Source organism: Pseudomonas sp. BYT-1, from assembly GCF_023611805.1.
In the GTDB taxonomy this organism is placed as follows: Bacteria; Pseudomonadota; Gammaproteobacteria; order Pseudomonadales; family Pseudomonadaceae; genus Aquipseudomonas; species Aquipseudomonas guariconensis.
The window spans coordinates 2041911-2066496 of the sequence record NZ_CP072559.1 but is presented as its reverse complement, the minus strand read 5'-3'; the positions used below and the strand labels follow the sequence as shown (position 1 = coordinate 2066496).

The 24586-nt window shown below is 63.3% G+C and carries 20 protein-coding genes; 14 read left to right on the top strand and 6 right to left on the bottom strand.

Going from position 1 to position 24586, the window contains the following annotated elements:
* Window positions 1-241 precede the first annotated feature (241 nt).
* Both nhaA and J5X93_RS09425 read left to right on the top strand, forming a co-directional pair.
* Window positions 242-1435: a Na+/H+ antiporter NhaA gene (gene nhaA, locus J5X93_RS09430; protein ID WP_182943335.1), complete on the top strand. Its 1194-nt coding sequence runs from the start codon at window positions 242-244 to the stop codon at window positions 1433-1435.
* A 117-nt stretch (window positions 1436-1552) separates the two neighbouring features.
* On the top strand, window positions 1553-2674 hold the full coding sequence (locus tag J5X93_RS09425; RefSeq protein WP_043209235.1) for a mechanosensitive ion channel family protein: 1122 nt from the start codon (window positions 1553-1555) through the stop codon (window positions 2672-2674).
* Here the strand turns inward: J5X93_RS09425 and J5X93_RS09420 are convergent.
* Entirely contained in the window at window positions 2658-3131 is a 474-nt protein-coding gene (locus J5X93_RS09420) for a nuclear transport factor 2 family protein (RefSeq protein ID WP_232092036.1), read from the bottom strand. The genes J5X93_RS09425 and J5X93_RS09420 overlap by 17 nt on opposite strands.
* A 340-nt stretch (window positions 3132-3471) precedes the next feature.
* Here J5X93_RS09420 and J5X93_RS09415 point away from each other — a divergent pair, with 340 nt between their 5' ends.
* The gene (locus J5X93_RS09415; RefSeq protein ID WP_197971505.1) at window positions 3472-5592 is read left to right on the top strand and encodes a TonB-dependent receptor; all 2121 of its coding nucleotides are present in this window, start codon (window positions 3472-3474) and stop codon (window positions 5590-5592) included.
* A gap of 49 nt (window positions 5593-5641) precedes the next feature.
* Here the strand turns inward: J5X93_RS09415 and J5X93_RS09410 are convergent, their stop codons facing one another.
* On the bottom strand, window positions 5642-6730 hold the full coding sequence (locus J5X93_RS09410; protein WP_182941185.1) for a sigma-54 interaction domain-containing protein: 1089 nt from the start codon (window positions 6728-6730) through the stop codon (window positions 5642-5644).
* Between the two features lie 377 nt (window positions 6731-7107).
* Between J5X93_RS09410 and J5X93_RS09405 the strand changes: the two genes are divergently transcribed.
* Both J5X93_RS09405 and J5X93_RS09400 read left to right on the top strand, forming a co-directional pair.
* Window positions 7108-9333 carry a TonB-dependent receptor gene (locus J5X93_RS09405; protein WP_102082002.1) on the top strand — a complete coding sequence of 742 codons (2226 nt, stop codon included), beginning with the start codon at window positions 7108-7110 and terminating at the stop codon, window positions 9331-9333.
* A gap of 47 nt (window positions 9334-9380) precedes the next feature.
* Window positions 9381-10454, top strand: a complete 1074-nt coding sequence (locus J5X93_RS09400; RefSeq protein WP_043209228.1) for an ABC transporter substrate-binding protein — start codon at window positions 9381-9383, stop codon at window positions 10452-10454.
* Between the two features lie 74 nt (window positions 10455-10528).
* Here J5X93_RS09400 and J5X93_RS09395 read toward each other — a convergent pair whose 3' ends face one another.
* The gene (locus J5X93_RS09395) at window positions 10529-11263 is read right to left on the bottom strand and encodes a class II aldolase/adducin family protein (RefSeq protein ID WP_182941188.1); all 735 of its coding nucleotides are present in this window, start codon (window positions 11261-11263) and stop codon (window positions 10529-10531) included.
* Between the two features lie 331 nt (window positions 11264-11594).
* Here J5X93_RS09395 and J5X93_RS09390 point away from each other — a divergent pair, with 331 nt between their 5' ends.
* The 9 genes from J5X93_RS09390 (at window position 11595) to J5X93_RS09350 (ending at window position 20430) form a co-directional block, all read left to right on the top strand.
* Complete coding sequence (locus J5X93_RS09390; RefSeq protein WP_043209223.1) at window positions 11595-12761, top strand: LLM class flavin-dependent oxidoreductase; 1167 nt, start codon at window positions 11595-11597, stop codon at window positions 12759-12761.
* A gap of 21 nt (window positions 12762-12782) precedes the next feature.
* Complete coding sequence (locus J5X93_RS09385; RefSeq protein ID WP_090345579.1) at window positions 12783-13838, top strand: ABC transporter substrate-binding protein; 1056 nt, start codon at window positions 12783-12785, stop codon at window positions 13836-13838.
* Between the two features lie 58 nt (window positions 13839-13896).
* Window positions 13897-14949 (top strand): ABC transporter substrate-binding protein, encoded by a 1053-nt coding sequence (locus J5X93_RS09380; RefSeq protein WP_182941191.1) that lies wholly within the window; start codon window positions 13897-13899, stop codon window positions 14947-14949.
* Window positions 14936-16126 (top strand): MFS transporter, encoded by a 1191-nt coding sequence (locus tag J5X93_RS09375; protein ID WP_182941195.1) that lies wholly within the window; start codon window positions 14936-14938, stop codon window positions 16124-16126. The genes J5X93_RS09380 and J5X93_RS09375 overlap by 14 nt, the downstream gene beginning before the upstream one ends.
* Window positions 16127-16130: 4 nt before the next feature.
* Complete coding sequence (locus J5X93_RS09370; RefSeq protein ID WP_180962722.1) at window positions 16131-16889, top strand: ABC transporter permease; 759 nt, start codon at window positions 16131-16133, stop codon at window positions 16887-16889.
* The gene (locus J5X93_RS09365; protein WP_178113765.1) at window positions 16886-17659 is read left to right on the top strand and encodes an ABC transporter permease; all 774 of its coding nucleotides are present in this window, start codon (window positions 16886-16888) and stop codon (window positions 17657-17659) included. The genes J5X93_RS09370 and J5X93_RS09365 overlap by 4 nt, the downstream gene beginning before the upstream one ends.
* A gap of 9 nt (window positions 17660-17668) precedes the next feature.
* Complete coding sequence (locus J5X93_RS09360) at window positions 17669-18463, top strand: ABC transporter ATP-binding protein (protein ID WP_043209210.1); 795 nt, start codon at window positions 17669-17671, stop codon at window positions 18461-18463.
* A gap of 118 nt (window positions 18464-18581) precedes the next feature.
* Window positions 18582-19409, top strand: a complete 828-nt coding sequence (locus J5X93_RS09355) for an HAD family acid phosphatase (RefSeq protein ID WP_182941198.1) — start codon at window positions 18582-18584, stop codon at window positions 19407-19409.
* A gap of 196 nt (window positions 19410-19605) precedes the next feature.
* Window positions 19606-20430, top strand: coding sequence for an SDR family NAD(P)-dependent oxidoreductase (locus J5X93_RS09350; protein ID WP_043209205.1), 825 nt, complete (start codon window positions 19606-19608; stop codon window positions 20428-20430).
* A gap of 644 nt (window positions 20431-21074) precedes the next feature.
* On the opposite strand, the gene J5X93_RS09345 is transcribed toward J5X93_RS09350, so the two are convergent.
* The 3 genes from J5X93_RS09345 to J5X93_RS09335 all read right to left on the bottom strand — a co-directional run bounded on the left by J5X93_RS09345 (window position 21075) and on the right by J5X93_RS09335 (window position 24579).
* On the bottom strand, window positions 21075-22313 hold the full coding sequence (locus J5X93_RS09345) for a CynX/NimT family MFS transporter (protein WP_232092037.1): 1239 nt from the start codon (window positions 22311-22313) through the stop codon (window positions 21075-21077).
* Window positions 22314-22408: 95 nt separating this feature from the next.
* The gene (gene creA / locus J5X93_RS09340) at window positions 22409-23620 is read right to left on the bottom strand and encodes a creatinase (RefSeq protein ID WP_182941202.1); all 1212 of its coding nucleotides are present in this window, start codon (window positions 23618-23620) and stop codon (window positions 22409-22411) included.
* A 395-nt stretch (window positions 23621-24015) separates the two neighbouring features.
* Complete coding sequence (locus tag J5X93_RS09335) at window positions 24016-24579, bottom strand: type 1 glutamine amidotransferase family protein (protein WP_182941205.1); 564 nt, start codon at window positions 24577-24579, stop codon at window positions 24016-24018.
* Window positions 24580-24586 lie beyond the last annotated feature (7 nt).

The following is a 24586-nucleotide window of genomic DNA, read 5'->3' as shown; positions in this document are numbered from 1 at the left end:
GAATACGGAGAACATTCATTTGTTTTCCGAGAGCTATTTTCATGTTGCATGCAGCCTCCACACTGTTTTGGCGTTCCCCGCTCCGCCGTGTCTCGGCCGGGCTTTCCAAGCGCCATCCCCTTCCCTTCTTCCCATCCTTTGCTGCAGTGGCCCGGAACGTCCGGGGCCATCGTTTTGCTGTGTCCGCATTCCGACGCGCCGCTGCCCTCGCGAAGGTGACGTCATGAACGAGGACTCCCGTATGAATGCACCTGTGCCCACCCTTGCGCGGCCGTCGCTGCTGCACCGCCTGCTGACCAGCGAGGCCGCTGGCGGCGTGCTGCTGATGATCACCGCTGCCCTTGCCATTGTCCTGGCCAACAGCCCTTGGGCCAGCACTTACCAACATCTGTTGCACTTGCCCGTGGGGCCCACGCTCAGCGACAAGCTCGGCCCGATGACCGTTCACCTGTGGGTCAACGACGGGTTGATGGCGGTGTTCTTCCTGCTGGTGGGGCTGGAAATCAAGCGCGAGCTGGTCGATGGCCGTCTGGCCACCTGGGAGCAACGCCGCCTGCCGGCGTTGCCGGCCTTGATGGGCATGGCCGTCCCGGCGCTGATCTTCCTGGCGGTCTCGCGCAGCGAACCGGGCCTTGCCAGCGGCTGGGCCATCCCCGCGGCCACGGACATCGCTTTCGCCGTCGGCGCCCTGGCGCTGCTGGGTCGGCACGCACCGCTGTCGCTGAAGGTGATGCTGGTCTCGGTGGCGATCATCGATGACATGGGCGCCGTGGCGATCATCGCGCTGTTCTACACCTCGTCGATCAACCTGCTGGCCCTGGCTGCAGCAGGCGGGATCATCCTCGTGCTGCTGGCGTTCAACCGTCTGCGCGTGGTGTCGCTGTGGCCGTACCTGCTGGGTGTCGCGGCGCTGTGGTACGTCACCTTGCTGTCGGGTGTGCACGCCACCATCGCTGGCGTGGTCGGCGCACTGTTGATTCCCTACAGCGCCGGGGTCGGCAAAGCCAGCCCGCTGCTCAAGCTCGAGCACACCCTGGCGCCATGGGTCGGGTTCTTGATCGTGCCGGCCTTTGGCTTTGCCAATGCGGGGGTTTCCTTCAGCCACTTGAGCGTGAGCGATGTGCTCGCCCCGCTGCCACTGGCCATTGCCCTGGGCCTGTTGCTGGGCAAACAGCTGGGCGTGTTCACAGGCGTCTGGCTGGCGGTCAAGACCGGCCTTGCGGCCAAGCCGCGCGGCGCCAGCTGGCTGCAGATCTACGGGGTGGCGATGCTGTGCGGCATCGGCTTTACCATGAGCCTGTTCATCGGCGAGTTGGCTTTCCCAGGGCAGCCCGAGCGGATCGACGAGGCCAAGATCGGCATCCTGCTCGGCTCGCTGGTGTCGGCGCTCGTCGCCTGCGCCATCCTGCGCTTTGCGCCCAAGCGCCAAGCCTGAAGCGCGGCACTCACGCGCGCACCGTTCGTCGAGGGCCGCACACATGCGGTCCAACCCCCGATGCCAATGCCCTTCTAACGAGCACGTGTTCAACACTGCCTTGGAGGGCAACCGACGATGAACGAACGATTCCTCGAATCGCTGACGACCACGACGCTCTTTGGCATCTCTGTGCTCAACCTGATGCTGGCCCTGGCGGTCAGCATCCTCACCTTCCTGATCGCTCGCTGGGCGATCAGCTTCGTCAAGCGCCGGGTCCAGCATTGGTCCTCCCACGATGGGCATTTCGCCCAAGTCCTGGCCAAAGTCCTCGATGGCACCAGCAACGTGCTGTTGCTGCTCGCCGCGCTGCTGGTGGGCCTGGGCGTGCTGGACCTGCCCGAGCGCTGGCTGGACCGGGTCGGCAGCCTGTGGTTCGTGGTCGCCGCCCTGCAGATCGGCCTATGGGCCAACCGCGCCATCGCCCTGGGCCTTGCCCGCTATTTCGCGCGGCACAGCGCCGAGGGCTTCTACCAAGGCAGCGCCCTGGCCACCCTGTCGGCCTGGGGCGCGCGGGTGCTGCTGTGGTCGATGGTGTTGCTGGCGATGCTGTCGAACCTGGGGGTGAACATCACCGCCTTCGTCGCCAGCCTCGGCGTGGGCGGGATCGCCGTAGCGCTGGCGGTGCAGAACATCCTCGGCGACCTGTTCGCTTCCCTCTCCATCGCCGTGGACAAGCCATTCGAGGTGGGCGACTTCATCGTCATCGGCCCACTGGCCGGCACGGTCGAACACATTGGTCTGAAGACCACGCGCATCCGCAGCCTGGGCGGCGAGCAGATCGTCATGGCCAACGCCGGCATGATCAGCAGCACCATCCAGAACTACAAACGCCTGCAGGAACGGCGCATCGTCTTTGAATTCGGCCTGTCCTACGACACGCCCACCGAGGCGGTGAAAAAGGCGCCGGGCATCGTCGCCCAGGTGATCAAGTCCCAGCAGCAGGTACGCTTCGACCGCGCGCACCTGCGCGGCTTCGGCAAGGAGTCGCTGGAGTTCGAATGCGTCTACATCGTGCTCGACCCCGGCTACAACCTGTACATGGACATCCAGCAGGCGATCAACTTCCAGTTGCTTGAGCAGTTCGCCAGCATCGGGGCCAAGTTCGCCGTGCCGGCGCGAGCGATCAAAGTGACCTCCCTGCCCCAGGCTTCGAACCAGATGGGCCGCGAAGCCGGCGTGTTCAAGGCCAGGGACTGATCGGTCCGGGCTTTGGCCGCACCACTTCGAAGTGCCCGCGAAATACCGTTTCGACGATGCGCCACTGACCCGCCTCTCGTCGGTAGCGGTCCTGGTAGAAGCCACCAAGCTGGCGGGTCACGCCGGTTTCAGCGTCGCGGTTCTGGTAGTGCAAGGCCCAGCGCGCCTGGGCGTTGTCTGGGTCTTGGTAGTCGATCTGCGGGTTGGCGGCGTGGTGCAGATCGATCACCCGGGGCACACAGGCCAGTTCGCGGTATAGCGCCAGGAACGGTTCGCGGTCGTTGAACACGCCCAGCGGGCCGTAGTCGATCAGCACCGGGCCTTGAGCGAAACAGTCGCGAATCGCGGCCACGTCCTTGAGATCGCATGCGTTCAAGTAACGATGCTTGAGCTCTCGGATGGCCTCCAGGGCCTCGAGGCGGGCGATGCGTTGCTCCAGTGTCATTGCGTCTTGCATGAGGTTCTCCCTGGGATGGTTGCCACCAGACGCTGTTTTCATCTGCTGCACCTTGGGCAGGTGCGCGCCCTCGCAGCCCCCTGCCCTTGAACGTTCCGGGCGCCGCCTGCTGCTTGTCCTGTCGCGGACGGTGCTAGCAAACCTATCCTTACGCGAACGCCCGATGCACCCTCCATTTGGACTAGGTCTGTAGCACAGACCCCGACACCCTCCAACGACATCCCTTTGCCCACTCTCGCCATGCGTAAGCATTCGATTGAGTGCGCGCTTCTTTACACTTGCTTTACATTTGTGAATCTTTACTATTTGCGACAGAAAACAACAACGCGAGTGATTCGTAATGGCAAAAAAGTCTGTCGCCCCAGCATCTCTGTCGATGCTGGGCCTGTTGGTAATCCCTGCCGCCTACGCTGAAACCCAGCAAACGCTGGCCTTGCCAGCGACCCCGGTCACCGGTGCCTACGAGCAGCAAAGCTACAAGGCCAGCGAAAGCAAGAGTGCCCTGAAGATCGATGCGCCCCTGCGCGACATACCCCAGACGGTCAATGTGGTGCCAGAGAGCGTGATCAAGGATCAAGGCGCACAGTCCATGGAAGACGTGCTCAAGAACGTGCCCGGGGTCGGACTCTCCAACGGCGATGGCCAACGCGACCAGGTCACCATTCGTGGCTTCAGTGCTATCGGCGATATGTACATCGATGGGGTTCGCGACGACGCCTTGTATTTTCGCGATCTGTCCAATATCGAGCGCGTCGAGGTCATCAAAGGCCCGGCTGCCGTGCTCTACGGCCGTGGTTCGTCAGGTGGCTTGATCAACAGCGTCAGCAAGAAACCAGGCTTTGCGCCCAAACACGAAGTGGGGATGACCTTCGACACCCAAGGCAAGCGCCGCACCCAGTTCGACACCGGCTATGCCGACCCGCAGGGCAACCAGGCCTATCGCCTCACCGGCGCGTTCGAGGACAGCGACACCTTCCGCGACGATGGCTACATTGATCGCAAGGCCATCGCACCGTCGGCGTATTTCCGTCTTTCTGACGATTTGGAATTGAACCTGGGTGCCACCTACCTGTACGACAAACGCCTGATCGACTTCGGTATCCCGGCCCTGGGCAACCGCCCGGTGGATGTGGACCGCGACAAGCGCTTCGGCTCCGGCGACGCCGACCAAGACTACGCCCGCAGCGAAGTGTTTTCCTTCACCGCGAGCCTGGACTACCGCATCAACGACGACTTCACCCTGACCAACACCAGCCGCTACTACCACTACGATCTGGACCGCAACAACACCCTGGCCGACAGCAGCCCGACCCGCTTCGTCACCGCGCCGGACGGCGAGCTGTTGGTCAAACTCAACCGCGGCAACGTGGCCCGCGACGAGTACGGCGTGTTCAACCAGACTGAGCTCAAGCAGCAGGCGCAACTGGCCGGCATGCAGCACAACCTGCTGTATGGCGTGGAAGTGGGCTATCAAGACAAGTACCAACGCGTGTTCAGCCAGAACAACGTCGCTCAGGTACCGGTGTATCGCGACGGCTTGGTCCCGGTCCCGGAGCATGCCGCCAACCTGACCTCCAAGGGCACCAATTACCAGCAGACCGCAGGCTTTTACGTGCAGGATTTGATCGAGCTGAACGAGCACTGGAAAGCGCTGGTCGGCGTGCGGTATGACATCTTCGGCCAGGAGTACGACGACATCCGTGCCGACGACGTCGACCTTGACCGTACCGACAAGACCTGGAGCCCACGCGTGGGCCTGGTGTACCAGCCCGACCAGATCCAGTCGTACTACGTATCCGTCAGCCGCAGCTACCAGCCTTCAGGGGAAATGTTTGCCGTCAACGCCGGCAACGCGGATTTGGAGCCTGAGAAAACCACCAACTACGAGTTGGGCGCCAAGTGGGACTTGCTGGACAACAAGCTGGCGGTGACTGCAGCCATCTTCCGCCTGGAGCGCACCAACATGCGGACCCCAGACCCGGTCGTCCCAGGATTGACCATCCTGGCCGGCGAGCAGCGTACCGACGGCTTCGAGGCGACGGTCACCGGTCAGCTCTCGGACAAATGGCAGGTCTATGCCGGCTACGCCTACCTGGATGCAGAAATCATCAAATCCAACGCCAAGACCAACGGCGTTGCCAACGAAGGCCAGACCCCAACGCTCACTCCACGCAACAGCGCCAACCTCTGGCTGGTACGCAGCCTCAACGCACAGTGGCGCGTCGCCGCCGGCGCCAATTATGTGGACGAGCGCTACACCGCCTTGGACAACCGTGTGGTGATGCCTGGCTACACCACCTTCGATGCCGCGCTGCTGTACAGCGAACAGCACTGGGACATGGCGCTGCGCTTGAAGAACGCATTCGACCGGGACTACTACGCCTCTGCCCATGGCTCGGTGGACCTGATCACCCCAGGTGCCCCTCGTACCCTGGAAGCCAGCCTGGCCTACCGCTTCTGATGCCACAGGCTGTCCTGGTGCCTGACCAGGACAGCCTGCCACTTGCCACTCACCCCGACGCCAGCCACCGCTCATTGGCTTTCAATGTCCGGCTGGAAGGCTCCAGTTCCCCGATCCGCTCCAGCCGAGCCCGCACGATGTTGCGGCTGATGCCCAGCAGCCGTGCGGTCTGCAACTGATTGCCATGGCAGTAGCGATAGGCCGTGCGAAACACGGCCTCCTCGATGTGCTCGTAGAGGTCCGGCAGGTTGCGCTCGTACAACGCCAGCAACGCAGCATCCAGGCTCGCTTCGAGGGGCGGGGCGGGCAGCGCCTCATGGCGTGACGCAGGGGTGCGCATGTCGGCCAGGTGCAAGTCGCCCGGCTGAACCCGCTGCTGGCGGCAGACCAGCAGCGCATGGTGGATGGCGTTCTCCAGCTCGCGGATGTTGCCAGGCCAGCTGTGCCCGAGCAGCTTGCGTTCGGCCTCGGGGCTCAAGGTGGCGCGCTGGTAGCCCAGACGCTGGCAATGCTCCTCGACGAAGAACTTGGCCAGCGGCAGGATGTCCCCGGGCCGTTCGCGCAACGGCGGCAGGCGGATGGTCGCCACGTGCAGGCGGTAGAACAGGTCCTCGCGAAAATGCCCGGCCACCACGGCATCGGCCAGGTTGACGTTGGTCGCCGCCACCAAGCGTACGTCGATGGGGATAGCGTTGCGCGAACCCAGGCGCACCACTTCGCGCTCCTGCAGCACCCGCAGCAGCTTGACCTGCATGTTCAGTGGCAGATCGCCGATCTCGTCGAGAAACAGCGTGCCGCCATTGGCCGCCTCGAACCAGCCGGCCTTGCTGGTGGTGGCCCCGGTGAAGGCGCCCTTCTCGTGTCCGAACAGCTCGCTCTCCACCAGGCTCTCGGGGAACGCGCCGCAGTTCACGGCAACGAACGGCGCCCGGGCGCGTCGGCTCAACTGATGGATATGGCGGGCGACCAGTTCCTTGCCCGTGCCCGTCTCGCCGATGATCAACGCATTGGCTTCACTGGGGGCAAGGCGCTCGATGCGGCTGAGCAGTTCGCGCGAGCGCGGGTCCTCGAAGACCAACACGGTGGCACGCACCGATTTGCTCAGTTCACGGGCGTGGGGATGGGTGAGCAGCGACATGGCGGCAAGTCCTTTGGCAGGCAATGGGTCGATAGTGCCCGAAAATCCTTATTACAAAATAATTATAAATATTCATTTACTTATAACTTTAGTGACACTGTTGCACCAGCAGCACAGCAGCAGCAACCCTTGCTGCCAGCGCAGATCCCCCAGCCCATGCGATAAGCCCGCCAAAATCAAGAAAATCACAATAAATTCAATTAGTTATCCAACAAAAATGAAAACCGGTACGGTTGTTGCCCTACCCCCAAGGTGTCCTGCCAGACCAGGACGCGCCGGATGCCATGCGCGCCAGCCAACGGACGCACGCACCGTCATTACGACAACGCAGCCACACCGCTGCACGACGTCCGTTCCGAATGCCATTGGGGATCAGCATGTTCAAACGCACCGCACTTTCCATCGCCGTCGCCCTGGGGGGGCTGCCCGCATTAACGGCGCAGGCTGACGAAAGCCTTACGCCCAGTGAGTCGACCACCGTCGACAGTACCGGCTCTACCTTGTCCAAGGTGGTGGTCACCGCGCAGAAGCGCGAGGAGACCGCCCAGGAAGTTCCAGCTTCGATTTCAGTGCTCAGCGGCGACAAAATCCGCGACAGCTCGCTGCAATCGGCCAACGAGGTCACACGCTTCATCCCCAACGCTTCGGCCGGTACTACCGAGGGTCATGGCCGGCCGCGCTGGTGGATTCGCGGCCTGGGCACCGGCGATCAAGGCGCCAATACCGTGAGCCCCGTGGGCATCTATGTCGATGACGTATACATCGCCAACATCAGCGCCACAGGTTTCCCGCTGTTCGACCAGGAGCGCGTCGAGGTCCTGCGCGGCCCCCAAGGTACCCTCTGGGGCAAGAACACCACCGCCGGCGCAATCAACTTCATCTCGCGCAAGCCGACCTTCGAACGCTCTGGCTATGCCAAGGCCGGCTATGGCGACTATGACGATCGTGTGCTCGAAGGCGCCATCAGCGATGCCCTGGTGAGCGATCGCCTGGCCGCACGCCTGTCGTTCCGCCATCAGGGCCGCGATGGCTACAACGAGAACATCGCCGACCACAACGACCAAGGGGCGCTCGAGGACGACGCCGCGCGGCTGCAGTTCCTGGCTTACATCAACGATGATCTGGAGGCCAACCTCAACCTGCATGCCCGCAGCTATCACGACACCGGCGGCTACAGCACCGTGAGCTATGGCCTGCGTCCCGATGGCAGCAACCAGTTCGGCTACCGTATCGATCCCAAGCAGGGCAAGGTCAACTACAACGCCAAATACCAAGTGCAGATCGACCAGGTCGGCACCAACCTCAACCTCAACTGGCAGTTGGGCGACTTGACGCTCACCTCCATCAGCGCGTTCGAGCACTTCACACGCGACGGTTTCAGCGATTCGGACAACACCCCGCTCGAGCTGCAACGCAGCTACGCCTATGCCGACAGCCAGCAGTGGTCCCAGGAGCTGCGCCTGGCCTCGCCGCGCGAGGACCGGCTGAACTGGGTGGTGGGCCTGCACTACTTCAACGAGGACCTCGACTCGCGCAACGCCAGCGCCGCCCTGGACAACCCGTTCATCCCTCGCTACTACAACAACCTCAGCTACAACCAGGGCACCGAGAGCTACGCGGTCTTCGGCAGCAGCACGTTCCGCTTCACCGAGGACTTCAGCATCACCGCCGGCCTGCGCTGGACCCGCGAAACCAAGGACATCGACCTGCGCCGGGTGCAGAACCAGGGCCAGGCTGACTTTTCCAACGGCGACTGGTGGAAGCCTGGCAGCGTGACCAGCCCGCTGGTGGTCAACGCTGTGCAGGACGAGCGCAACACCTGGAGCGACTGGACTTACGATCTCACCCCCGAGTACCAGATTTCCGACAACGCGCGGGTGTACCTGCGCTACGCCTATGGCTTCCGCTCCGGCGGTTACAACACCGGCGCGACCAGCCAGGCGACCGTGGCCACGGTGAACCCGGAATACCTGACCTCCTACGAGCTGGGGGTGAAGTCCGAGTGGCTGGATGGGCGGCTGAACGCCAACGCCGCGCTGTTCTACTACGACTATGAAGACATCCAGCTGAATATCGTCAGCGCGGTGAACAACCAGACCGTCTCGCGCCTGGCCAATGGTGCCGAGGGCGAGGCGTACGGCGCGGAGTTCGAGCTCGAAGCGGTGCCAGTGCAAAACCTGCACCTGAACTTCGCCCTGGGTCTGTTGCACACCGAGTTCACCGACTACACCTCCGGCAGCAACGACTATTCGGGCAACAAGTTCGTCCGCGCACCGAACGTCTCGGCGGTGATCGGCGCGGACTACCGCATCCCGCTGCAAGTCGGCGGCGCACTGGTGCTGGGCACCGACTGGAACACCCGCAGCCGCCAGTACTTCTTCTCCAACGACCAGAGCCAGAACATGCGTAGCGGCGGCTATACCCTGGGCAACGCGCGGATCACCTACGAGCTGCCCGGCGACACCACTCAAGTGAGCGCCTATGTCAGCAACCTGACCGACAAGGAGTACCGCAACCACACCCTGCCGGGCGGCTTCCAAACTGCCGGCGTGATGTTCGGCGACCCGCGCACCTTCGGCGTTTCCGTCACCACCGAATTCTGACCCCAACGCCCGCGGCATGTGCCGCGGGCCTGCTCGAGGAGCCCATCATGCCCATCGCTACCCTGCCCCGGCTGCTGCGTCACCTGCTGCTGCCCGCCGCGTTGCTCACGGCCCAGGCCCAGGCGGCTGAACCACAGACCGTGCGCATCGCCACCGTGGCCTATGCCAATGCCGGCAAGACCATCTTCAATGGCCCGTCCTACGTCATGGATCGGGACAAATGGCTCGAACAGCAGCTGGCCCAGCGCAACATCAAACTCCAATGGGTACCGGCCGCCACTGCCTCGGTGGGGACATTCGTCAACGAAGAGTTCGCTAACCGGCGTATCGATTTCGCCTTCTATGGCGACCTGCCGTCGATCATCGCCAATGCCTCAGGCGTCTCGACCCAACTGATCGTGCCTGGCGGCAGCGGCAACAACGTGTACTTGGTGGTGCCGCCGGGGTCATCGGCCAAATCCATCGCCGACCTCAAGGGTAAGCGCATCGCCCTGCACCGCGGGCGGCCCTGGGAGCTCTCGTTCGCCAAGTTGCTCGACGCCAACCAGCTGCGGTTCGATGACTTTCGCATCTTCAACCTCAACCCCCAGGCCGGTGCCGCTGCGCTCAGTGCGGGGCGTGTCGATGCGCTCTTCACCCTGAGCGATGCGTATCTGCTCGAAGACAAGCAGGTCGGGCGCATCATCTGGTCGAGCAAGCAGGCCCCCGCTGACTGGCGGATGCGCGCCGAACTGTGGGGCGCCAAGGATTTCATCGCCCAGCAGCCTGAGATTACCCAACTGGTGGTCGATGCCTACCTCAAGGCCGCCCACTGGACCGCGCAGCCAGAGAATCAGGCAGCGTACCAGGCCTACCAGGCGCAGTCCGGGCAACCTTTGAGCGTGTTGCAGCGCGAAGCCGAGGGCCAGCCTTGGGCGCAGCATTTCAGCCCCCTGTACGACCAGGCGCTGCGCCAGCATTACACCGACGCCATTGCCTATGCCCTCAAGGCTCGGTTGATTCGCGGCGAGGTGAACGTAGAGACCTTGCTCGAGCCGAAATTCGTGCAGCAAGGGTTGCAGAATCTGCAGCTGCAGCAGTACTGGACAGTGCCTGTGGCTTCGGTCGCCACCCAGCCCTGATCAACACCGCCGGGGCTGCTGCGCAGCCCATTTGCGGGTAGGCCCGCGAATGGGCTGCGCAGCAGCCGCCGGGATCAGGCCACGCGTTCCAGCAACTTTTGGCCCTGTGCCCACAGCCCGGTCATCTTCCACTGCTGCTCCAGCACGCCCGGGCCGAACTCCTGGGAGCCGCCGAACAGTTCAGCCAGCCCTTGGAAGTGCGCGCCCTCCTCGATCAGCAAAATCAACTTGGACACCTGCAACAACGACTCACCCCAGAACGTGGCGCCGCCATTGGCTTCGAGAATGGCCGGTGTATACGGGTTCTGCTCGATACGCTCGACGATGAACGCTTGTTCAGGCTGGCGACGGTCGATGTAGATCGGCAGCTCGCGGGCCAACGTCACGCGCTGGGAGGCGGCATAGCGGATCGGCAGTACCCGGTGCGCACTGGCCCAGCCCCCCAGGTACGGCGTATGCACGTGAATCACCACATTCACCTCAGGACGCCGCTGGAACACCTGGGCGTAACGCTGGCCATTGCCGCCGGCCTTGCGTCCGCTCAAGGGGGAACTGCCGTCGGCGGTCTCGTCCAGCACCACCTCGCCATCGTAACTGGCAACCACTGCGCGAATGGTCGGGTCATCGGCCCAGGGGCTTGGGGCGTGCAGGGCGATCACCAGATCGCTGTCCGGCACACGCAGGTAGGCCTGGAAGGTATTGGTGGCGCTCAGCGTGCGGGTATCGCGCAACACCTGGAAGGCCTTGGCGAAATCGTGCCGCACGCGATCGAGCTGGGCGAGCAGTGCCGGGGTGATTCGATGGGACATGGTGCAACTCCTGTGTAGCGCCTCGGAAAGTCGGGCTAGCACTGTCTGAGCAGAAGTTGTGCCACTCCTGAATTTCAAGTTTTTTCAATCACTTATCCGTTACAAGATCAATTTCCACGGCACGTACGGCCCGCATCTGCTGCGGCGCCAACAGCCGTTGCTGACCAAGTGTTGCTGGATCAGCAATCGCGCTCATGGATGCGGCTTGAACCACGCTGCACCCCTTGCTGCACAAGGCTTCCAGACTTTCGGCACAGCCCTTGCTCAATGACTGGCAAGCCCACGCTGGATGCGTTCGGGCCTTCCTTCATGCAGCCACTGGAGCACAGCCATGAGCACCGAATTCTTCTGGCGCCTACCCTTGGGTAGCGACGGCCCTTACCTGGCCACCGACAAGAACAACCGCGGCGCCCCGACTTACCGTCCGGGCAACATTGCCCCCGGGCGTCTGCCCAACGGCGAGGCCGACGGCTTCACGTACATCGACTACATCGCCCAGGTGGCCAAGGCCGCCGAGCTTGCAGGCTTCGAAGGGGCCCTGCTGCCCACCGGGCCGGAGCCGTGGATCGCCGCCGCGGCTTTGGCCCGGGAGACCCGCCGCATCAAGTTCCTGGTGGCCTTCCAGGCCACCTGGACGCTGCCGGCCTATGCCGCCCAGCAAGCCGCGATCCTGCAGAACCTCAGCCACGGCCGCCTGGAGTGGAACATCATCACCGGTGGCAACCCTGCCAGCCAACGCGCCAACGGCGACTTCCTCGAACACGACAAACGCTACCAGCGCACCGGCGAATTCCTCGACATCATCGAGGGTCTGTGGCGCAACGAACAGTTCAGCTACCAGGGCGATATCTACCAACTGGAGAACGGCGCGCTGCCACCAGGGCTCAAGCACGAGCGCAAGCCGAGCATCTACTTCTCCGGCTTCTCCGACGCCGCGCTGGACGTGGCCGCGCGCCACGCCGATGTCTACCTGAACTGGGCAGAGCCGGTGGACAAGCTCAAACCCCACTTGGACCGTGTCCGCGAGTTGGCCGACAAACAAGGCCGCCAGGTGCGCTTCGGCATCCGCATCGACCTGTTCGCTCGCGAAACCGAAGACGCCGCCTGGCGCGAGCTGCGCCAGCAATACGAGCGGATCGACACCCGCACCAGTGCCGCAATTAAGCACTTCGCCAGCGGCTCCGACTCGGTGGGCGCCGCCCGCCAGAGCGCCTATCACCAGCACCTGGAACGCTTCGACGACCTGATCCTGGGCCCTAACCTCTGGGCCGGTTTCGGCAAGGCCAAGCCAGGGCCCACCGTGGGTCTGGTGGGCAGCCACGAGAACGTCGCCGAACGCCTGGCCGAATACCGCGACGCCGGTTTCTCGACCTTCATCCTGGCCGGCAATCCGCACCTGGAAGAAGCCCTGCGCATCGGCCAGGAAGTGCTGCCGCTGGTGCAGACCCGCCGTCACTCGCAAGACGACCACCCCACCGCGCTGAAGGCCAGCGCCTGACCCTGCAAGGAGCTGCACATCATGAGTCAACCGCTCGATACCCTCTGGTACACCCGCTGCCCCGTGCCCACCGGGCTCGGCATTGCCTTGCAGAAAGGCTGGCTGGAACAGGCCCTGGGCGACCAGGGCACGCGCATCCAGTCGCTACGTGAGTCCGCCAGCCAGGCAGTGCGTGAGTCGCATTTCGATCACAGCCTGCAGAACTCGGTGCGCCACGGGGGCAGCATTCCGGCCATCTGGGCCCGCGCCAGCGGGCGCGAGACTCGGGTGATCGGCTTGTCTTGGGCCGACGAGGTGCAACTGATCCTCAGTTTGCCGGACAGCGGCATCCGCTCCGTCAAGGACCTCAAGGGCCGGCGCTTCGGCCTGCCCCACTGGACTGGCGCACAGATCGACTTCACCCGCGCCCAGGCCATCCGCGGTCTGGAAAATGCCCTGCGTCTGGAAGGCCTGGAGGTCAAGGACGTGGAGTTGGTGGACTTCATCCAGGGCGGCACCTTCAGCGATGAAGCGCCCCAGCGCATCGCCGGTCTCGGGGCCTTCGGCGGCAGCCGCCGTGGCGGGCAGAACCCGGAGCTCACCGGGCTGCTGCGCGGTGAAGTGGATGCGATCTTCCTCAAGGGGGCTCATGCGGTGCAGCTGGCCCAGCAGTTTGGCCTGCACACGGTGATCGACACCGGCTCGCACCCTGAGCCGCTGGTGCGTTCGAACAACGGAACGCCGCGCACCCTGAGCGTCGATCAGCACCTGCTCGACCAGCACTTCGACAGTGCCGTGGGCATCCTCGGTGCGGTGCTGCGCGCCGAGCAATGGGCCCATGCTCACCCGGAGGACACCCGCCGCTACCTCGCTCGCGAAGCCAACAGCAGCGAGTATTGGGTGGTCCAGGCCTACGGCGAGGACGCGCACCTGCGCCTGCACACCGCGCTCGACGAGCGCGCCGCCACGGCCTTGCAGGACTTCACCGACTTCCTGCACCGCTGGGGCTTCATCCCCGAGCGCTTCGCGGTGCGCGACTGGATCGACCCGCGCCCGCTGGACGCCCTGCGCAGCGCCGTCGCCAAGCGCGCCAGCTGAGCATCATCTGGCCCCGGCGCAGGCTGGGGCCGACTGCCCATCCGCACAAGGCTCTTGCATGAACAACCCACTCGACACCCTCTGGTACACCCACAGTCCGGTACCCACGGGGCTCGGCATCGCTGTCGAATCCGGTCGACTGGCCCGGGCCTTCCAGCCCTGGGGTACGCGCATCCAGGCCCTGCGCGAATCCTCCGACCGCGAGGTGCGTGAGGCGCACTTCGACCATCATCTGCACAATTCGGTACGCCATGGCGGCAACATCCCGGCCATCTGGGCCCGCGCCAGCGGGCGCGATACCCGCGTGCTGGGCCTGTCATGGAGCGACGAGGTGCAGTTGATCGTCACCACCGCCGATAGCCCTGTGCGCGGTATTCGCGACCTGCGCAACCGCCGCTTCGGCCTTCCCAAGTGGGCCAACGTGCAGATCGATTTCACCCGTGCCCAGGCCATCCGGGGCCTGGAAAACGCCCTGCGCCTGGAGGGCCTGAGCCCCCATGACGTGGAGCTGGTGGACTACCCCTATGGCGGTACCTACAGCGACGACCCGGTGCGCCACGTGCACGGTGCCCAGGTCAGCCTCGGCGACCGTGTGCGCCAGCGCAACAACGAGTTGATCGGCCTGCTGCGAGGCGATATCGACGCGATCTTCCTCAAGGGCGCCCACGGCCTGCACCTGGCCGACGAATTCGGCCTGCGGGTGGTGGTGGACATCGGCTCGCACCCCGATCCGCTGGTGCGCGCCAACATCGGCACCCCACGCACCCTGACCGTCGACCAGCACCTGCTGGACCAGCACTTCGACGCGGCGGTGCTGATCCTCGACAGCGTGCTGCGTGCCGAGCAATGGGCCTGGGCCCACCCCGAAGAGACCCGCCGCTTCCTCGCCCGCGAGCTGAACACCAGCGAGTACTGGGTCGCGGCGGCCTATGGCGAAGACGCCCACCTGCGCCTGCGCACCAATCTGGCCGAGCGCTCCATCGAGGCCTTGCAGGACCTCACGGACTTTCTCGAACGCTGGGGGTTCATTGCGCGCCGCTTCGATGTGTGTCAGTGGATCGAACCCCGGCCGCTGGCGCACCTGCTGGAGAACGTCAATGTCGCCATCTAGGCCGCACGGCTTCATCGCCAGCTTCATGTTCCTGGCGACCTTCAGTGGCGCCACCATCGGCATGGCGAAGATCGTCACCACTCTGTACGCCATGCACCTGGGCGCCAGCCCGTTGCAGTTGGGGGTGATCTCGGCCATGGAGTCGCTGGGCATGGTGCTGCTGACCCTGCCGGCGGGCTTCGTCATCGCCCGCGTCGGTGCACGCCGGGTGTACTTTCTGGCCAGCCTCGGGCCGCTGCTGCTGAACTTGGCGATCCCGCTGTTCGCCCATTGGACCTGGCTGGCCGTGGCGCGGCTGCTGATCGGCCTGTGCATCCCGTTTCGCATCGTGGCCATGAACAGCGCCTTTCTGCGTCACTTGCGCCACATAGGCCGCGACAAGGCCGGCTGGTATCGCGGCGCGCTGACCCTGGGCATGGGCTTGCTCGGCCCGTTACTGGGCAATGCCCTGAGCGGTGGCAGCTTTACGTTGGGCTTCGTGGTGATCGGGCTGTGCTTCGGCTCGATGGCGGTGTACAGCCTTGGCTTTTGGGAGCACGAAAACCCGGCCGAGACCGCCCCCGAGATTGACGGCGGCATCCTCGCCCAGTCCCGTGCCTTGCTCGGCCATGCCGAGGTGGCCGAGAGCTGCCTGATCGAACTGTTGTCCGGCGCCACCGGTGCGTTGTTCGGCACCTTCGTCATCGTGCTGGCCATGGAGGTCGCACACCTGAGCCAGGAGCGTGCCGTGAGTCTGGTGATGATCCAGGGCCTGGCGGCGGTGCTGGGCCTGTTCAGCCTTGGCCGCTTGGTAACGCGCGCGGGGCGGCGCCTGACCTACCTTGCAGGGCTGGGCCTGGCAGTGACGGGCCTGCTGCTGCTCGGTCGTGGCCAGGGCTATGCCTGGCTGGCCGCGGGGGCAGTGCTGCTGAGCGTGGCCAGCGCCCTGGCGCACTTGGTGAACATGGCGCGGATGAGCGACTCGCCGCTGGACAAGAGCAAGCTCTCGGGCCTGTTCAACCTGGCCGGGATGCTTGGCGGCTGTACCGGTGCCTTGCTAGGTGGGGTGATCAGCCACTGGATCGGCACGGCCAACCTGTTTTTGGCGTGGACCCCGCTGGTGCTGCTCACCGCCCTGTTCTGCTGGCTGCGCCACGTGCGGCGCGGTACGACCCCTGTCATCGTCGTGGAGGGCTGACTCGATGCGCACACTCCCTTGGCATCACCTGACTCTGCTCGTCTCGCCGCTGGCGCTGCTCGCGGCGTGGATAGTGCTGGCCGACAGCGGCGCCTTCCCGCGCCAGCTGCTGGTACCACCGCGCGAGGTCTGGCAAACCTTCGAGCAGTTGCTGGCCAGCGGCGAGCTGCGCGAACACCTGGGCAGCAGCCTGTCGCGCTTGGCCCTGGGCTTCGTGTTCGGCGCCGGCGCAGGCCTTGCCTTTGGCTGTGCCATGGCCCTGTCGCCCGGTGTCGAGGCCTATTGCGGGCCACTCTTCCATACCCTGCGCCAAGTCCCGTCGATTGCCCTGATCCCGATGTTCATCCTGTTCTTCGGCGTCGAGGAGACGTTCAAGATCGTGATCGTCATCAAGGCCACGTTCTTCCCTGTGGCCCTTGCGACCTGCGAGGGCGTGCGCGGCATCCCGCGCAGCTACTTCGAGGTCGCCCAGGTGCAGCGCCTACCCCTGCCGACCCTGCTCACGCAGGTCGCCTTCCCGGCCGCCGCGCCACCGATCCTCACTGGCCTGCGCATTGGCCTGAGCCGCGCCTGGATGGTGCTGGTGGCTGCTGAGCTGCTGGCCGCCGACAGCGGCCTGGGGCAGATGATCGAGATGAGCCGGCAGATGCTGCGCATCGATGTGGTGATGGTCGGTGTGCTGGTGACCGGGCTGGTGGGCTTCACCCTCGATCAAGGTCTAAGACTGCTGGAGCGGCGCGTGCTGCGCTGGAAACCCCTATGAACCGACTGATTTCATTGGCCCGCCGGGGCCGCGGGCTGGTACTGCCCCTGCTGTTGATCGCGGCCTGGGACATCGCCTCGCGCCAAGGCGCCAGCCAGGCCTATGCCTTCGTACCGCTCGAGCGCATCGGCCAAGGCCTGGTCGAGCTGCTGGCCAGCGGTGAGCTGTGGTTGAGCGTGCAGGCCAGCCTGCAACGCACCTGCCTGGGGCTGCTGTTCGGCGTGCTGGCAGGCTTCGCCCTGGGCGCCGGGATGGCCTCGTCGCGCTGGCTGGAGCGGCTCTTCGCGCCGTTGTTCCATGGCCTGCGCCAGGTTCCCATCCTAGGGCTGATCCCCCTGTTGGCGTTGTGGTTCGGCAGCGGCGAAGCGACCAAGGTATTGATCGTCTCTCTGGCGGCGTTCTACCCGATGACGCTCAACGCCTTCGAAGGCTTCAGCCACGTGGAGAAACGCTACCGGGAAGTCGGGCGCCTGTATGCCCTGTCGCCCTGGCAGCAGTTCGCGCAGATCCTCCTGCCTGGCGCTCTGCCCAGCTTGTGCAACGGCGTGTTGCACGCGCTGGCCTTCGCCTGGGTCAGTTCGGTGGGCAGCGAGCTGTTCCTCTCCACCGGCATGGGCCTGGGCAACCTGATGATGAACGCCGAGACCGGCTCGCGCATGGAGGTCATCGTGATCGGCGTGCTGTGCATCGGCTTGCTCGGCTATGCCATGAACCAACTGTTCTCCCGCCTCAGCCGGCACCTGCTGCGCTGGCGCGCTCTTCGTCGATAGGTGACCGTGATGACCGCATTGCTCAATTCCGTTCTACCCGCCTACACCCTCGGCCAACCCGGCGCCTTGCAGATTCGTGGGCTGAACAAGCACTACCAGATCGACGGCAAGCCGTTGCAGGTGCTCAAGGACATCGATCTGCAGGTGCTGCCGGGCGAGTTCGTCTGCATCGTCGGCGCCAGCGGGTGCGGCAAGTCCTCGCTGTTGCGGCTGATCGTGGGGCTGGAGCAAGACTACGCCGGGCACATCCATCTGGATGGCGAACGCGTACAAGGCACCAGCCTGGACCGGGGCCTGGTGTTCCAGGATCACCGCCTGTTTCCCTGGAAAACCGTCGAACAGAACGTGGCCCTGGCCCTCAAGCCCCTGCGCCTGGGCAAACGGGAAAAAGCCGAACGGGTCGCCGAGCATCTGGCGTTGGTCGGCCTGCAAGGCTTCGAGCACGCCTACCCGCACCAACTCTCCGGCGGGATGGCCCAACGCGCAGCCATTGCCCGGGCGTTGATCACCCGGCCTAAGCTGCTGTTGCTCGACGAGCCCTTCGGCGCCCTGGATGCCCTGACCCGCATCCACCTGCAACGCGAGCTACAACGCATCTGGCTGCAACAGGGCAGCAGCATGATCATGGTGACCCATGACGTGGAGGAAGCCCTTTACCTGGGCGACCGGGTCATCGTGATGGACCCTCGCCCTGGGCGCATTCGCCATGAAGTGCGCGTGGAGCTACCGCACCCGCGCGAACGGCACGCGCCGCGATTGCAGAAGCTGCGCGACGAGCTGCTGGCCGAGCTCACGGGGGCCTGACGATATGGCGCCAGGTTGCTACCCAATTGCGTCACCGCGATTGAGACAGCCGCCCGGCTTGTGTTACGAGGTTCCTAGGCCCGCCGACCCGCAGCGGGTGAGACAAGGAATCTCGTACATGCCCACGCCAAGAACAATAATCGCCACCACCGCTCTGCTACTCGCCGCGCCCTTCCAGTTGGCGCTGGCCGATACCGCCCCCGCCAAGCCCAACCTGCTGACTGCCGCCGTCGCCTGGCGGCAGACTGCGGCCGAATACCGTGCCTTGTACTACCAGGGCTTCAACTTGGCCAAGCTGCGCCTGGACCAGGCCCTGGCCGAGCGCAAACCTGGTGCCAAGCCGCCAGCGATCATCAGCGACCTGGACGACACGATCCTCAGCAGCAACACCTACTGGGGCGCGCTGATGAACGAGGATAAGGACTTCTTCGACGATGCCCTCTGGGACCGCTGGGTCGCCGACAACGGCCCGACCCTGACACCAGGTGCACTGGCGTTTCTCGAATATGCCAAGTCCAAGGGCGTGGAAATCTTCTATGTATCCAGCCGCGATCAGGGCGACAAGACCGACGCGTACGCACTCGAAAACCTGCGCGCACTGAAGGTGCCCTTCGCCGACAAAGAACACGTGACCATCCTGCGCGAAAGCTCCAACAAAGAGCCTGCGCAAAAGGCCATAGCCGAGCACCACGACGTGCTGCTGATGCTGGGCGACAACCTCAACGACTTCAAACGCCGGTACTACGTCGACAACGTCCAGCAGCGCGCCACGTTGCTCGATGAAGACCGTGCCCAGTTCGGCGATAAGTTCATCGTCTTCCCCAACCCGACCGACGGGCACTGGATGAAGGCGATCTTCGGGGAGTCCGAGCCTGCCGACACGCCCGAGAATCGCGCCAAATTCCGCGCGGCAGCGGCCTCGGGTGCCTGGAAGGCCAAGCCATAGGTGCTCGCATTGGGTGGACGCGCAGTGCATGTGCGCACAGTTGAGCGGCGTTTGCCTGCCCCAGAGGCATGACCTTCGGGTAGCTGAGCGCTTCATTGGCTCTCGTTCAAACGGACGATGTGAGGGTTCGACCTCTGGGTCATGGTGGGTGCCTGCGCAGGTAGGCGTCCACTCTCAACCCGACAGAAAACCGAAGATGACGACATCCATTCGTTTCGAAGGCGGTACCGCGGTCATTACCGGCGCGGCCAGTGGCATCGGCAGTGGGCTGGCGCGGCATGCCGCCAAGCTTGGCATGCGTGTGGTGCTGGCCGACCTGGACCGCGACAAACTCGAGGCCGTCGCGGCCACGCTCGACACCGAGACGCTGTGCGTACCGACCGATGTGCGCAATCCGCAAGCGCTCGAGGCGCTGGCCGAGGCCACCTGGCAGCGTTTCGGCGGTGTCGATCTGCTGTTCAACAATGCCGGCATCATGGCCACGGGCTTTAGCTGGGAGATCTCACCGGAGCGCTTCGAAAACAGCTTTGCGGTCAATGTCCATGGCGTGCTCAACGGCCTGCGCAGCTTCGTGCCACGCATGCTAGAGCGCAACGCGCCGGCGCGCATCATCAACACCGCATCGGTGGGCGGGTTTTTGGCAAGCCCACTGATGGCGCCCTACTCGGCGACGAAGTTCGCCGTCGTCGCCCTGACCGAGTCGCTGCATGGCGAGTTGAAAATGCTCGGCACGCCCGTGGGGGTGTCGCTGCTCGCACCGGGCCCGGTGCGTAGTGGCATCTTCGACAATCCCTTTGGCGATGCGCTCGACCGCCCCGAAGTGCGAGGGTTCGTCGACACCATGCGTCAGATGCTGGACGCGCATGGGCTGACCCCGGACCAGTTCGCCGAACGGGTATTCGAAGGAATTCAGGAGGAACGTTACTGGCTCATTCCACAACCGCAGGTGCTCAATGATGCCCTGCAACGACGTGTGGAAGATATTCTCGCCGGACGTGAGCCGGTGATGCCGACGCTCTGACACTTACCATACGCACCGCCAACGGCACGAACGTCCAGGCGGTGCCCATCCCCCTGGTTCAGCCGGGAGCTTGCGCCTCTGACTGGCGTGGCGTATTGGAAACGGGAAAAACAAAAAAGGCCAAAGATAAAATCTTTGGCCTTTTCTGGAAGCGTTCCGGGATATCGGGTGACACCCCATGAACACTGAATTTGGAGCGGGAAACGAGACTCGCATCGGGCCGGCGAGCCATTGAAAAATAAGGGTTTTCAGCTATCCCTCAAGCAGGGATAGCCTTCATTCTGGACTCATTCTTCGCAGCTTACAACGGGCGCGCGCATGCTCATCGCACCGAAATGGGTTTGGCTGTGACCACCTACAACCTCATGCGGGCAGTCGCGCCTTAGGGGTTCGGAAAAATGATTTCGCGGATGGGCTGAAAGGCCTCTTCCCGCACAACAACAAACGCCCCGATCAAATCAGGGCGTTTAGTGAAGGGGCACCTCAGTGCGTCACAGTTGTTGGCGCTGATGCGATTTTGAACCGGATTACCGAAATTTGCTGATCCATCCGAGTGCTCGAAAAGTGATGGCCCTGCAGTGATTTCGGGAGCAGCATGTGGGTCAGTCGAGATCAGCCGGACCTCATTTCTGGCGTAACGCGCGTCATTGATCGGCTAAATTGTAACTAACGAATCGACGTCGACCTGAGGTGTATCCGAAATACAGCAATGCCCCACCGACCGCCGCCAAGAAGCATTCTACCTGCTCGAAGCCCATGTACGGGTCGTAAAGCAATCCGACCACCAGCGGCCCAGTCGCACCAATACCATAACCCACACCCTGCACCATGCTTGAAAGTTCGGCCGCGACCTGCGCGTTATCCGATCGTAATACAATCATCGTGATTGCAATGGCGGTTAACGCGCCCTGGCCGATGCCTTGCATCCCAGCCCAAAACCAGATCTGCTGAACGGGTGCCGACAGGCATCCTAGGAAGCCGATGGTAGTCAGCAAGACCACCACGACATTGAACCAGGATTGGTTCGGCAAGCGTGTGGCGATCAGCGGCGCTGCCAGGCAGGCGATTGTTTGCAGGAGGATCGAACTGCAGACGATGACGCTGGCTTCCAACGGGGCCAAGCCACGCCCTTGGAGAAACGGGGCCAGCCAGCCGAACACGGTAAACGAGTACATCGACTGCAAGGCCATAAACAGCGTCAGTTGCCAGGCAAGTGTACAGCGCCACACCCCTTTTACCTTGAGCGCAGCGAGGCGGGGTACCGCCCTGCCCTTGGGCACTTGCAAAGACCAACAAGCGCCCGCAACGGCCGCCGGCAATGACCACAGAGCTAGAGCCGTCGCCCACCCACCGCCGAGCAAACGCTGCAGTGGGAGCGTGAGCCCCGCGGCCATGGCAGCGCCACTCAACAACGCCATGGAGTAGAGACCGGCAATCAGCCCGGTCGAGGTGGAAAAGTCCCTTTTAATGAGCCCGGGTACCAGCACGTTGATGATGGCGATCGCACTGCCGACCACGGCCGAACCGGCCAGCAGCCCGTAGATATTCCCGTTGCCACGAAGCCATATCCCCGCCGATAGCGCGGCCATCAATACGAAGATCGTACGTTCCGCGCCCGCCTTCCTGGCTAGGTAAGGCGCCAAGGGGGCAAAAACGCCCAAGCAAAGTACTGGCAAGGTGGTAAGCGCACTGGTGGCGGCAGCGGTCAACCCAAGGCTGATCCTGATATCCGACAACACAGCACCCAGGCTAGGGAACGCCGTGCGAAGGTTCAACGCCACCAAAACGATACTGCAAGCCAGAAAAAACGACCGACTTCTCGTCGCGGTATGACCTGGGTGTGATGATGGTTCAGTGAGTGCCTGCGTTACAGCCTGCTCCATGCCTGCCCTCCCTGAGCGCCCGCCACTTTCGATGGCATGGCCCAGCAATGAGAAAGGCCGCACAGGGTATCTGTGCGGCTTTGCGGCTTGTTCAGTTACTTCTTGATGATGTTGTGTTCCGGGCCGTATGGGAACTTGGTGATGTTCTCGCTGCCGTGCTCATTGACGATCAGGATGTCATGCTCGCGGTATCCGCCAGCACCCGGCAGGCCCTCGGGCAGCATGATCATCGGCTCGATCGAGACCACCATGCCTGGCTCGAGTACGGTGTCGATATCTTCGCGCAACTCGAGGCCCGCCTCGCGACCGTAGTAGTGGCTCAGCGTACCGAACGAGTGGCCGTAACCGAAGGTGCGGTATTGCAGCAGATCGTGCTCCAGGAAGATCTCGTTCAGCTGCAGGGCGATCTCGCTGCAGCGCATGCCAGGCTTGACCAGTTTCAGGCCAGCCTCATGCACCTTGACGTTGACTTCCCACAGGCGTAGGTGCTCATCGGAGCAGTGGTCCAGGAACAATGTCCGCTCCAGCGCGGTGTAGTAACCCGCGATCATCGGGAAGCAGTTGAGGCTGAGGATGTCGCCTTTGTTGACCTTGCGCGACGTCACTGGATTGTGGGCGCCGTCGGTGTTGATACCCGACTGGAACCAGGTCCAGGTGTCCATCAGCTCGGAGTCAGGGTAAGTGCGGGCGATTTCACGCACCATCGCCTGGGTAGCGTGCAGCGCCACTTCGTACTCAGGCACCTGATCACACAGGGCCTCGACGACCGCCGCACCACCGATGTCGGCAACCCGGGCCCCCTGACGGATGATCGCGTGTTCTTCAGCCGACTTGATCATGCGCATGCGCATGCATGGCGCGGCGATGTCCACCAGCTCGGCCTGCGGATAACGACTGGCCAGTTTGTCGCGGTTCATCAGGTTCAGGTGGTCGAACTCGATGCCGATACGCCCAGCCTTGGGCAGTGCCTGCTGAATCGCGACGAAGTAGTTATCGCGCTGCCAGTCGGTGTAGATGATGTTGTCGGTACCGACCGTACGGCGCCATGGCTGGCCACCATCGATGTTGGCGCTGATCGACACGACGGCTTCCTGCGTGACGACCAGTGCATAGGGACGGCCGAACGAGCAGTACAGGAAGTCGCTGTAGTAGTTGATGTTGTGGTAGGAAGTGAAGACCGCAGCATCGATATTGTTTTGTGCCAGGTAAGTGCGCAACTTGGACTGACGGTTGGCATATTCCTGTTGCGAGAACGTCGGTTTAACTTTTTCGCCGTTCTTGATCTGGATGGTTTTTGGCATTTGCATGTCTTCTATTCCTTGGTAGTGAGCAGCAGAGAGGCCCTGTTATCGGTGCCACTGGTGATCATTCGACCAGATAAATCACATGCTTTTTTGCGCCAATCCGACCCCTAAGTGATCAGATCCGTCGCCGTGCAAACGAGGCCAAGAGCAATGAAGGCGAAGCAAACCCGCACGAAATTTAATCTGGTGCTTTCTGAAAAAACTCCTTGGCTGCTGGGCACTCGCCACACTTCCCCTTCCGTGCGAGAAGAACCTTTTATTGGAGGGTATAGGCGATGGCAGGTAGAGAACTAACGACACCGTGAGCAGGGTCTACGCGCAGTATTAAACCCTGCTGAGCGGGTCGGTCGCAGTCGCGCCCATTGCAGGCGCAAGTCCGGGTAACAGATGGCGAGGATTCAGTGTGGGCAGTGCACGAACAAGCGTTCAAGAACGGGCCGGGAAACCCCGATCAGTGCTGCCAGTTCGCTGATTCCAAGTAGGCGAGATGTCAACGGCGTGATCAACGTCAGGGTCTTCTGGACCTGCTCCGAAACGCTACCCGGCGCATGCACATACCGGATGTGACCAGCAGGCAGGTTCGCCTGATCATCAACGGCGGGCAACAACCACATCACCTGCGCCGCCGCACTGCGCATCATCGGGCTCGATACATAGTGGCGCAGTTGTGGGGCGCCTGTGCGTGACGGCATTTCATTGCCGAGGCAGAGAATCAGTACATCCAGCGGTTTTGCCTGGTTCAGTTCCACGGTGGCTGTGGCAATGCCGTTGCTAGCCTTCAACGGCCGGCCTGCAAGGCTGAGGATCTGCCACTCGCACACATCGCACCGGGCCATTTCATTGGCGACGCGCAACGGCTCCAACGCGGCGGCCAACGCATAGAAATCGAACCCTTCGCTCAACAAGAAACCAATGCGCACGGCGCTGGTCAGTCGCTGGCCGACTTCAGTCAATTGCTGCATGTACTGC